9 protein-coding genes are annotated in these 12331 nt (G+C 37.6%); 6 read left to right on the top strand and 3 right to left on the bottom strand.

From position 1 onward, the window contains the following. Positions 1 to 6 precede the first annotated feature (6 nt). From BC781_RS23510 to BC781_RS23535, 6 genes are all read left to right on the top strand, one after another. Positions 7 to 1449 carry a PKD domain-containing protein gene (locus tag BC781_RS23510; RefSeq protein ID WP_109622623.1) on the top strand — a complete coding sequence of 481 codons (1443 nt, stop codon included), beginning with the start codon at positions 7 to 9 and terminating at the stop codon, positions 1447 to 1449. A 78-nt stretch (positions 1450 to 1527) separates the two neighbouring features. Continuing rightward, the gene (locus BC781_RS23515; protein ID WP_109622625.1) at positions 1528 to 3879 is read left to right on the top strand and encodes a glycoside hydrolase family 3 N-terminal domain-containing protein; all 2352 of its coding nucleotides are present in this window, start codon (positions 1528 to 1530) and stop codon (positions 3877 to 3879) included. Between the two features lie 78 nt (positions 3880 to 3957). Then, complete coding sequence (locus BC781_RS23520; RefSeq protein WP_109622627.1) at positions 3958 to 4779, top strand: glycoside hydrolase family 16 protein; 822 nt, start codon at positions 3958 to 3960, stop codon at positions 4777 to 4779. Between the two features lie 121 nt (positions 4780 to 4900). Continuing rightward, positions 4901 to 6748, top strand: coding sequence for a family 16 glycosylhydrolase (locus BC781_RS25840; protein WP_158281567.1), 1848 nt, complete (start codon positions 4901 to 4903; stop codon positions 6746 to 6748). Positions 6749 to 6928: 180 nt separating this feature from the next. Further along, the gene (locus tag BC781_RS23530) at positions 6929 to 8680 is read left to right on the top strand and encodes a cellulase family glycosylhydrolase (protein WP_109622629.1); all 1752 of its coding nucleotides are present in this window, start codon (positions 6929 to 6931) and stop codon (positions 8678 to 8680) included. 131 nt (positions 8681 to 8811) lie between these two features. Next, entirely contained in the window at positions 8812 to 9819 is a 1008-nt protein-coding gene (locus tag BC781_RS23535; RefSeq protein WP_109622631.1) for an SMP-30/gluconolactonase/LRE family protein, read from the top strand. An 88-nt stretch (positions 9820 to 9907) separates the two neighbouring features. Here the strand turns inward: BC781_RS23535 and BC781_RS23540 are convergent, their stop codons facing one another. From BC781_RS23540 to BC781_RS23550, 3 genes are all read right to left on the bottom strand, one after another. After that, the gene (locus BC781_RS23540; protein ID WP_109622633.1) at positions 9908 to 11017 is read right to left on the bottom strand and encodes a DUF4476 domain-containing protein; all 1110 of its coding nucleotides are present in this window, start codon (positions 11015 to 11017) and stop codon (positions 9908 to 9910) included. Positions 11018 to 11148: 131 nt separating this feature from the next. Continuing rightward, a complete protein-coding gene (locus tag BC781_RS23545) occupies positions 11149 to 11862 on the bottom strand; it encodes an SDR family NAD(P)-dependent oxidoreductase (RefSeq protein WP_109622635.1) in 714 nt (237 codons plus the stop codon). Between the two features lie 122 nt (positions 11863 to 11984). Next, positions 11985 to 12227 (bottom strand): hypothetical protein, encoded by a 243-nt coding sequence (locus BC781_RS23550; protein ID WP_109622637.1) that lies wholly within the window; start codon positions 12225 to 12227, stop codon positions 11985 to 11987. Positions 12228 to 12331: the final 104 nt, after the last annotated feature.

Raw genomic sequence — 12331 nt, forward strand, 5'->3', positions numbered from 1 at the left:
AACATCATGAAAAAATTAAATATATATCTACTGCTCACCGCAATACTTTTTGCGGTGGGTTGTACACCAGAGTCAGCTGAAATTGGCCCTGCTCCAACAGAAGCAGATGTGAAATTCAGCTTTACACCAAAAGCTGACCAACCGAATGTCGTTTTCTTTACCAATGAGACTCCAAACTCTACGGCCGTGTGGAACTTTGGAAATAGCGTAACAGCAAAAGGTGATGAAGTAAAGGCAGAATATCCTGTAAAAGGCGATTATACAGTGACACTAACTGTGTATACAAAAAGTGGTGCAGCTTCATCAACTCAAGTGGTTTCTATTGCAGATAATGATTATTCATTTTTCGAGGCTGAAGAGTTTACGTTTTTGACAGGTGGTTTACAAGCTATTGAAGGTAAGACTTGGGTGTGGGATCAAACAGTTTCTGGTCATATGGGTATCGGACCCGCTGATGGTTCAACACCTGAATGGTGGGCTGCTTCTCCAGGTCAAAAAGGTGGACTAGGTGTATATGATGACGAAATTACTTTTAGCTTAGACGGATTCTCTTTTGATTTAGAGAACAATGGTGATACTTATGCTAAAGATTATGTACAAGCTGAACTAGAAGCTTTGGGTGGAGTAGTCACACAGTCAGATGATGATATCACGCTTGATATTGATTTTGACCAAGCAAATTGGACATGGACAATGACTGAAAAAGGTGGCGTAGGCTATCTTATCTTTAATGGTGGCGCATTTCCTTCATGGCATACAGGTGGTAGTCAAGAATATGAAATTGTAACGTTGAATAATGACGAACTTTATTTACGTACAATCGGTGGTGATGGTAATGCTTGGTATTATGGTTTCATTCGTAAAGGGTTTGAACGACCAACAGCTCCTGATCCAGAGCCAGAACCAGAGCCAGAAAAAGAGTTGAAAGCAGAAGACTTCTATGAAGATTTCGAAGGAAACTCGAATATTACTTGGTTTACAGAGGAAGTGGAAGAGTTTGATGTAGCATTTGCTAACCCATTAGTTGGAGGGGCAAATACGTCAGCAACAGTAGCAAAATATCTTCGTACGGGAGCTAATGAATGGGCAAATGCTCAAATACACTTCGATTATAAATTAGATTTGAGCACTAGAAACTTCATTACATTGAAGGTGTTGATTCCAGAAGATAATGATTATGTAACGGAGAATGGTGGTGCAGTAGGAGGTCCATTATTACCTAGGTTATCATTGAAGTTACAAGATTCGTCACACGGAGCACCTTGGGAAACGCAGTATGAAGTATATCATGAACTTACAGAAGATCAGTTAGGCAAGTGGGTTGTACTTTCATTTGATTTTAGCGGCGCTGCAGACCGTACTGATTTTGATAAAATCATTGTACAGTTTGGTGGAGAAGGTCATTTCTCTGCAGGTACATTCTACCTAGATGATATTGAATTGCAATAATATTTACCCTAAAAGTAGGGGTTGACATAGCTTCCCCTACTTTTTTTAACCTTCCTCTCAACTATCAAGCAAAGATCTATGAAAAAGACATTAAGAAATAGTGTGTTGGCCTTATCATTTTTGGCTGCTATCTCATCGTGTTCAGAACTTACTGACAAACAAAATATTCAAACAGCGTCTATCGAAAATCAAGTAATTTCTCAGGATATTGAGGCTATCTTGAAACAAATGACCTTAGAGGAGAAGGTGGGTCAGATGACGCAAATCACGTTAGATGTAATCACAAAAGGCGAAAACGTTTTCGTAAGTGATGAACCTGTAGAACTTGACCCTGCATTGCTTGAAGAAGCAATCAAAAAATATAAAATCGGTTCGGTACTCAATACAGCTAATAACCGAGCAAGAACTACTGAAAAGTGGAATCAGTTGATTTCTCAGATTCAGGAATTAGCCCTAAAAGAATTAAAAGCTCCTGTATTGTATGGGGTAGATGCCATTCATGGTACAACTTATACAGCAGGTGCAACATTTTTCCCTCAACAAATCGGACAAGCAGCAACTTGGAACCGTGAGTTGACTAGACAAGCAGCAGAAGTTTGTGCTTATGAAACCAGAGCTTCTTCTATTCCTTGGGATTTCTCACCCGTACTAGACCTTGGTCGTGATGCACGATGGGCGCGTATGTGGGAGACCTTTGGGGAAGACGTTTATCTTGTATCTGAAATGGGTAAACAAGTAATTGATGGATATGAAGGAGCAAATAATGATATTTCAAACCCTACAAAAGTCGCTTCATGTTTGAAGCACTATTTAGGATATAGCTCGGTATCGGGTAAAGACCGTACACCAGCATTCATTCCAGATATCGAATTGAGAGAGCGTTACTTGGTACCATTCCAAAAAGCGATTGATGCAGGAGCGCATACAGTAATGATCAATTCGGGTATCATCAACGGAACACCAGTTCATGCAAGTCATAAATTAGTGACTCAAATCTTGAAAGAAGAATTAGGCTTCCAAGGTTTGGCGGTAACAGACTGGGCAGATATTGAAAATCTTCACAATAGAGATAAAATTGCTGCAACTCAGAAAGAAGCAGTAAAACTAGCTATTAATGCGGGTATTGATATGTCAATGGTTCCTTACAACTTTGACTTCTGTAAACACCTAGTAGAATTGGTGAATGAAGGCGAAGTTTCTATGGAAAGAATTGACGATGCAGTTCGCAGAATTTTGAAAGTGAAAAAAGCATTGGGTTTATTCGAAACTCCAGTAATGGATTTGAAAGAGTACCCAGAGTTTGGAAGTGAGAAATCAGAGCAAATTGCTTACAATGCGGCACTTGAATCGATCACTTTATTGAAGAACGATAAAAATGTACTTCCACTTTCAAAAGGAACGAAAGTATTGGTAACAGGGCCAAACGCAAATTCTATGCGTACACTGAATGGCGGATGGACTTATTCTTGGCAAGGAGAAAAAGTTTCTGAATTTGCAGAAGGTTACAATACAATCCTCGAAGCAGTACAGAATCATGTAGGCAAAAACAATGTAGTCTACAAAGCAGGAGTAGAGTACAAAATGGATGGTTTATACCACGAAGAACAAAATATCAACATCTCAGCAGCAGTAAGAGCAGCAAGAAATGTAGATGTGATTCTACTTTGTGCAGGAGAAAATACTTATACAGAGAAGCCAGGTGATTTACATGATTTGCATATCTCTGAAAATCAAGAGAAGCTCGCCAAAGCATTAGCTGCAACAGGAAAACCAGTTGTATTGATCTTGAATGAAGGTCGCCCTCGTTTGATCAGTAAGTTTGAAGACAAAATGGATGCAATTGTTCAAACGTATCTACCAGGAAACTTTGGCGCAGATGCATTGACTGATTTGCTTTACGGAAAAGAAAACTTCAGTGGTAAGCTTCCATACACATACCCCAAGTACCCTAACTCTTTAGTGACTTATGATATGAAACCGTCGGAAGCCTCGAAAACGATGGAAGGTATGTACAACTACGGTGGAGGCCCAGATGTACAATACGCATTCGGACACGGTTTGAGTTATACCACTTATGAATACAACGGATTAAAAGTAACAGAAACAGCAGACAATAACTTTGAGATAGCTGTAACAGTAAAGAATACTGGAAAGAGAAAAGGAAAAGAAGTAGTTCAATTATATATTTCAGATTTGTATGCCACAATAACTCCAGATCTAAAAAGACTGAGAGGGTTTGAAAAAATTGAATTGGAAGCAGGTGCGTCACAAGAAGTGAAGTTTACCATCTCACCTCGTGATATTGCATTTGTAAACGCAGACCTAAATTGGGTAACGGAAAAAGGAGAGTTTTTGATAAATATTGGGGATCAGACAGCAACGTTCAGTGTAGCAGAAGATTACATATTTAACAATAACCTCAGTATGTAAATCGGTAGTAATGCTGAAGGATATTTTTCCTTCAGCATTCTTTTCATTACTATTTCAACAAGAATAATAATTAGGGGGATGAATTGGAGAAGTCTAAGTGTGGCGGTGTTGTGTTTTAGTTTTTTTGGACAAGCAAAAGCACAAGTTCCTACTAAAATACAGGAAGGAAAATACGAGTTGGTTTGGTCTGATGAATTTGATTATGTCGGATTACCAGATTCTACGAAGTGGGGCTACGACCTTGGCGGACATGGTTGGGGAAATAATGAGTTGGAATATTATACTGATAGAGCAAAGAACGCTCGTGTAGAGGCGGGAAAGCTCATCATTGAGGCACATAAAGAAGACTACGAGAATAGAAATTATACTTCTACTCGTCTTATCACAAAAGGAAAAGGCGATTGGAAATACGGAAGATTTGAATTCCGAGTGAGGTTACCAGAAGGTCGTGGAACTTGGCCTGCAATATGGATGCTTCCAACAGATTGGGAATATGGCGGATGGCCTGCAAGTGGAGAAATTGACATTCTGGAACACGTTGGTTATGCTTCAGATGAAGTGCACGGGACAGTCCATACAGAAGCTTATAATCATGGAGAGGGAACACAAAAAGGTGGCTCACTTTTTATGGCAGACAATGCGACAGGTTTCCATGAATATGTGATTGAATGGGATGAAGAAAAAATAGTGTGGTTTATTGATGGAAGAAAGTATTTCCAATTCAAGAACGAACACAAAACATATAAGGAGTGGCCTTTTGATAAGCGTTTTCACCTATTGCTAAACATCGCTATTGGCGGTGGCTGGGGGGGCAAAAAAGGTGTTGATGATTCTATCTTCCCACTTCGTATGGAGGTTGATTATGTAAGGGTATACGCTAAAGCTAGCGAATTACAATGATAAATATGGATAAGTTATGATAGGCGCATTTTGCGTCTATTATACTTTACCCTAAAGACTATAAAATCTTATAGGCCTTACATAAATGAAAGGTTTACTTTGAAGAGAAACTAACAGAGCTATGAGACTAAAAGAGATTAGTATATTATTCTTTTTACTTACTCAATTTACACTAAGTTATGCCCAAGAAGACTGTGTAAGTTTAGTTTGGTCTGACGAATTCAATTATTCAGGTTTACCCGACCAATCTAAATGGGGCTATGATGTAGGTGGAAATGGCTGGGGAAACGGCGAAGCCCAATTCTATACTGAAAATAGATTAGAAAATGCACGTGTTGAAAATGGAAAACTGATCATTGAAGCACGCAAAGAAAGTATGGGAGGAAGTGATTATACTTCAGCTCGATTAGTAACAAGAGATAAGGGAGATTGGCTGTACGGTCGTTTTGAGATCAAAGCTAAATTGCCAACAGGTCGTGGAACTTGGCCAGCAATTTGGATGCTTCCAACAGATTGGGAGTATGGCGGATGGCCAGATAGTGGTGAGATTGATATCATGGAACATGTTGGTCATGATCCTGCTATTGTGCATGGAACAGTACACACAAAAGCTTATTATCATTCGATTGGTACTCAAAAAGGTGGAAGTACAATGGTAGACGATTTTAATACGGCTTTTCATGTTTATGCAATAGAATGGTCAGAAGAAGAAATCGTTTGGTATATCGATGATGTAGAATATTTCCGTTTCAAGAATGAGCACAAGACGTATAAAGAATGGCCATTCGATAAACGTTTTCATTTGTTACTAAATATTGCAGTTGGTGGAAGCTGGGGAGGAGCGCAAGGCATAGATGATACGATTTTCCCCCAAAGAATGGAAGTGGATTATGTGCGTGTATATGGCTACAATCCAGAAGCAAAGATCACAGGAGCTGATTTTCTAGAAAAAGATACTGAAGCAACTTTCGAAACCAATATTAAAGAAGGAAATACCTATCAATGGAGTTTTCCTGAAGGAGTTGAAATCCTTGAGGGAGAAAACTCTGATATAGTAAAAGTAAAATGGGGAAATATAGGAGGAACAGTTTCTGTAGATGTTCAAACAGAGTGTGATGCTTATACTGCCGAAAAAGAAGTAAGAGGGTATACTATTCCTGAAGGAGATATGTATATCCTAGATCATAAAGATACTGAAGGTAGTTTACGTTGGAAAGCTGTTCTGGGTGATGACAGCAACAGCATACAGCTAACCGAAGAGTCAGATGGGAGTATCAGGGTTGACTTCGATATTCCCGCTCCTCGGGGAAATCCACATTTAGAATTAGAGCTATTTGATTTGTTAGACCTATCGACTTACCGAAAAGTGAGCATGGCTATCAAAGCAGATAATGCCCCAGAAAACATTCGTTTAGACCTTTATGATTATAAAGAGCTATATAATCTTGAGAATGTTTTCGATAGTTTCAATGTCGTGGAAGGAGAGGAGTTTTTCGATTATATCCACTTTTATGGTGTTGAAGGAAAAGAGACTTCTGGGTTCAGTTTAGATAAAATTCAGACGCTAAAGCTTTATTTCAATTATAGCTTTTTGGCAGGGGCGAAAAGCGGAACTTTCTGGTTGAAGCCATTGGTATTTACCATTCCTGCAGAAGGAGAAGATCAGGTAGAGCCAGAGCAACCAGAAGAACCTCAAAATCCAGTTACAGGAGTTGAAGATGATCTATTCTATGAGGTAGTGGTATATCCGATACCAGCCAAGGAAGAGTTATTCATCAAAAATTTGAAAGGAAATGAGCAGCTTACTTTAATCGATATTGTAGGAAATCAATCTGAACTACCGTTTGATGAGCTTGGAAAAAAAGAGTGGAAAGTAAAACTTCCGTCGGTAACACAAGGAATTTATTTTCTACAAATCACATCAGAAGAAGGAAGTATAAAGACTTTCAGAATACTTATTGAAAAGTAAAATTACATTCAAAAAATAGGAGTTTCTCGTTTGTTTAGATGATATAGGGCCAAGAGTGTGTTTTGCATACCTTGGCTTTTTTTGAATGAAAAGTGAGAATCCCCCTTTGCGTTAGAATTAATTACCCAAGAGCAGCTACGTTCAATTTTTATTTATGACGTTTTTTAAAGAGCAATTTTTATGAAGAGATGTATCATATTTTTATCGCTTTTAGTCAGTAGCTTTTTGGCAAATGGACAAGGTTTCCTCCGAGCTGATGGAGTAGACATTATCAATGACAATGGCCCCGTTTTATTACGAAGCATCGGGACTGGAAATTGGATGATTCAAGAGGGCTACATGATGCAGTCTACAGGAGCTAAGGTCAATACGCATACGCAGTTCAGAACAAAGCTTGAAGAATCGATTGGTAAACACAAAACAGAGAAGTTTTACAAGACTTGGTTAGCGAATCATTTTACAAAAGCCGACCTAGATTCCATGAAAGCATGGGGCTTTAATGGTGTACGAGTAGCTTTACATTACAAGTGGTTTACTTTACCAATTGAAGAAGAAGAGCTAATTGATGGGAAAATGACAAATACTTGGCTAGAGACAGGTTTTACGTATACCGATAAATTAGTGGAATGGTGTACCGAAAATGAAATGTATCTGATTTTGGATATGCATGGAGCACCTGGAGGCCAAGGAAAAGATGCTAATATTTCAGACTACGACAAGCATAAACCATCGCTTTGGGAATCTGAAGAGAATAAGGATAAACTAGAAAAGCTGTGGATTGAATTAGCTAGTCGCTACAAAAATGAAAAATGGATAGGAGGTTATGATCTGATCAATGAACCCAACTGGGGGTTTGCAGAAGGAGATCACCAAAATGGGTGTGGCTGTAAAGAAAATGATGCTATTTGGGATTTGCATGAGCGTTTGATTAAAGCTGTTCGCACAGTAGATCAGAACCATATTGTATACATTTCGGGAAATTGTTGGGGGAATAATTACGATGGACTAGACACACATTCACTTAGAGAAGTTGATGATAATATGGTGATCACTTTTCATAAATATTGGAATTACAATACCGACAAATCAGTGCAAGCTTGGTTGGACATGAGGGAAAAATTTCAACTGCCACTTTGGATGAGTGAGGCTGGAGAAAACTCGAATACATGGTTTTCAGATTGTATTTCTCTTTTTGAAAAGAATAATATTGGATGGTCTTGGTGGCCTGTAAAAAAGCAAAGAATGAACAATGTCTTGAAGGTTAAAACACCAGAAACTTATAAGGCATTATTAAAGGCTTGGGAAGAAGGAAAAACACTTTCAGTAAAGGATACTTACAAGGCTGTGATGGATTATGCGGAGGCGCACAAAAATGAAAATTGTGAAGTAGCTTATGATGTGATTTATGCAATGCTTCATCAGCCACATACCAATGAAACAGCTCCTTTCAAGTCTCATAAAATAGGTGAGCCAATCTTGTTTGCAGATTATGACATGGGTAAAAATGAGCTAGCTTATTTCGATAATGTATCAGCAGATTATCATATCGATAAAAACTCTGATTGGATGGTTTGGAATTCTGGCTATGTTTATAGAAATGATGGTGTTGATATTGGCTTGCATGAAGAAATTCCTTTCGTAGGATGGACAGAAAAAGGGGAGTGGATGAATTATACCCTCAATATTCCTTCAGAAGCTACTTATAAAATTGACATCAACTATTTAGCCGAAAATAAAGAAGGGTTAGTTCGACTAAAAGTAAATGGAAAGTCTGTGCAGGAATGTAAGCTTTCTCAGACTGGGAATGAGTGGGTAACTCAGAGTTTTGAGGGGATTCAACTTCCAAAAGGACAAGTAGAGTTACGTGTAGAAATTATGGAAGGAGGAATGAAGTTGAAAAGTTTTACCATTCTTAAGACGCAGAAAATATAGAGGTCAATTATTCCAAAATGGGAGGTAGAATGACCATTATCAATAAAAAAGATAATATTACACAGACCTCTTAAGTATATTGAACACTTGAAAAGAGAATACATTCTAGGATAGAAAGTTATAAATAAGAAATGAAAAAGAGATTCCAATTAGTAGCTGTATTACTATCATTATTTACATCTTGCCAAACAGCAACAGAGCAGAGAGAGAAAGAAAATGTAGGAACAGTCGAGTTTTCTACTGAAGAAATGAAAGCCCTATTTGCTGAAGATACTCAAGTAGAGTTCTTAGCAGAAGGATTTTCGTGGGCAGAAGGACCGCTTTGGTTAGAGGAGTCAAATCGCTTGATTTTTACAGATGTTCCTCAAAATAAAATTCACCAATGGAGCGAAGCTAACGGATTGTCTCTTTATTTAGAGGGCGCAGGTTATAAAAGTCAAGAAACATTGAAAGGCTCAAACCTTGGAGCGAATGGTCTTCAGTTGAATGAAAAAGGACAGCTTGTAATGTGTCAGCACGGAGGACGCCAAGTAGCAGTTTTAGAAAGTTCTTTGGAAACGCCAGAAGCAAACTTTACAAGTTTAGCTGGAAGTTATGAAGGGAAAAGTCTAAATAGTCCAAACGATTTGATCTTCGATAAATTAGGGAATCTTTATTTCACAGACCCACCATACGGTTTGGAAGGAAGAGATGTTCAAAAGGATTTGCCGTTTAATGGTGTCTATAAATTGGATACAGAAGATCAGCTGATATTGCTAGATAGTACACTTACAAGACCTAATGGAGTTGGTATTTCTACAGATGGAAAGACACTTTATGTAGCCAACTCTGATCCTAAAAAATCAATTTGGATGGCATATGACATTACAGAAACAGGAGTTGAAAATGCACGCTTGTTTTACGATGCTACCGAATGGGTAGGGGAAAAGTACAAAGGTTTACCTGATGGTCTGAAAGTACATTCTTCTGGAAATATTTTCGCAACAGGTCCTGGCGGAGTCTGGGTTTTTTCTCCAGAAGGAAAAGTTGTGGGTAAAATTTCAACACCAATGCCGGTAGCCAACTGTGCTTTTGATACAAAAGAAGAGTACATCTATCTGACTGCAAATGATAAACTATTGAGAGTAAAATTGAAATAGTAATAGAAATAGAAAAACGAAGGCATTTAGCGAATTGAACCTCTATTCAATTCACTAAATGCCTTTAATCTTTGGAGCAAGAAAGTAACTATTGTACTTCTAAAAACTCCTCTAAAGCTTGTTTATTTTTAGTGTACGCTAGTTTAGTGACAACCAAATGAAATTTTGGTTTATCAGAAGTGTACTGATAAGCCATTTTAGCAAAAGCTAAACGTTGACCATCTAAGTTAAATACGCTCAAGTATTCTAAAACTTGATCAACATTGATACATTTCTTTTCCATTAGGAATTCATTTGCCATTCCAATAGCATCACCTCCAGCATTTATTTCTGTTTCGATGTCTTTCTTTAAAGCTGAAAAATCAGCGTAAGACAATGCGCAGTCTTTAGCAACATCTTTCTTTTCTTCAGTCGCTTTTACCTCTTCTTTTTTAGCAGCCTCTTCAGTTTCCTTGTAAGTAGTACTTGTTACCTTGATTGGAGCAATTTTTACATCAACAAGATTCATTACTTGGAAAGCATTTCCCCACTCAATACTTGTTTCTTCACCATTTGGTGTGATGTTGATAGAAAAAGTGTAAGATTTTCCTGCTTGAAGGACATCACCTTTTTTTACGATTTTAGGCGTTCCACCATTTACTGTGATTCCTGTTAGGTCAATTTTCCCAAGCTGTTTGCCATTACCATTGAATGTACACTTTACAGAAGCGTAGATTCTGTCAGAATAAACATTGTATTCCATCACTTTTACTGCAAACTCACCCGCTGTTTGAGTTGCTTTTTCAGCTAACACAAGTTTCTCTGCAGTGATGCTACTTTTAGCAGCTTTAGCGTATTGAACTCCATCTAAAATAAAATCGAAATAATCCGCATTTTTTTGAACAGGAGCCTTAATTCTGAACTGGTTATAGATTACTTTACTTTCTCCAGCTTTTAGCATTGTAATTTGAGAAGTTGGATAAACCTCACCTTCGTTTTGAGCAAGTTTAGTTTTACTACGGTCTAAAAGTAAAACACCATCACCTGTGTTTTGAGCTTTAAAGTTTACAGAATAGCTCGAAGAAGATCCACTAACTTTTTGGAAAGTGAATGATGCATCAGGAGCAGTAATAGCTTTTGGTAAGTTGTATTTTTTTTGTTGTCCAAAAACGTTAGTCAAGACAGTCAAAAAGAGTACTGTCATTAAAAGATTTTTCATAGCTGTTTTGAAAAATTGGTTTGTAATAGATTGTTTAAAAGTCTAATGCAAATATAGCAATTGTACATAAACCAATTGTGTACCAAAATGTGAGAGCTATGTAGGTGTTGTTATATGATAAATCTGATAGACTAAAAATTTTCTTCTACTTCTGGTCTCAGAACGAGTTCATGTGGCATGACGTCTTTCGGATATTGGAACGTAGTAATGATTGCTTGAGCGACACTGTCAGCAGACATATAATCTGGGCGATCTGCTGTTCTAAAAGCAGTATCAACACCGCCTGGGTAAACACTCAAAACGTTTACTCCTTTTCGTCTAGCTTCCTTTCTGAATACTTTTGTAAGCCCATCCAAAGCTACTTTAGATGCGGTGTAGGCTCCAATATTTTCATTACTGAATAAACAAACGGTAGAAAGAATATTGACAATTGTTCCCTTGATCTCTTTTGACTGCATTCTATTGAATACTTCTTTCATAAAAATGAAAGGCGCACGGAAGTTTACCGACATCATAAAATCTAGCTCCTCAGTCTTTATTTCATTTAGCGTTCCTCTTGCCGAATTTAAACCTGCACAATTAATCAGAATATCTATTCCTCCCAAAAAATTGTCAGCAGCTTCGATAAACTGAAGATTAGCATCTTCGTCAGTTACGGAAAAAGTTTCGGAATAAACCTGAGAAGAATAGGCTTCTACCTCTTGAAGTAAGCTTTCCATTTTTTCGGAAGACCTTCCACAAATAGCCAATTTAGCGCCCTTTTCAAGAAGTTGTTTGGCTAGTGATCTACCAATTCCGGAGGTCGCACCAGTAAGTAATATTCTTTTATTTTCTATAGAATTCATAAAAGGGGAAGTATTTATTGATAGGCTTAAAAAAATATAATGAGGGAAAAGTCTTATAACCTTATTGGAAAGTACAACAAAAATGAGTCACCCTAAACATGGATTCGGGATGACTCATTTTTTTATTTCTTGACAGCGTTATAAATGAAGCCGACAAGAGCGCCTACACCTCCAGAAATAAAAATGTTTTTACGAATTTCTGAGATACCCATGAGTTTCTTTCCAAATGAAACAAGTTCATTCGAAGCAGGCTTAAAAAAAGTACCTAGACTAACATATTCGCCAGCAATTTTACCGAAAAGTAAATAACCGATTACCAAACCGATAATTGTGAAAAGAAGAACAGTTGTTAGTGTCTTTTTCATGATTGAGAATTTTAGTTGAAAAACGCTTCAATCTTTTACGTTGAAAAAAGTGATTGAAGGCTGATTTCTGTAAAATTAATATTTAACCTGAGATTAGGTGTTAA

It is taken from the genome of Sediminitomix flava (assembly GCF_003149185.1).
Classification (GTDB): domain Bacteria; phylum Bacteroidota; class Bacteroidia; order Cytophagales; family Flammeovirgaceae; genus Sediminitomix; species Sediminitomix flava.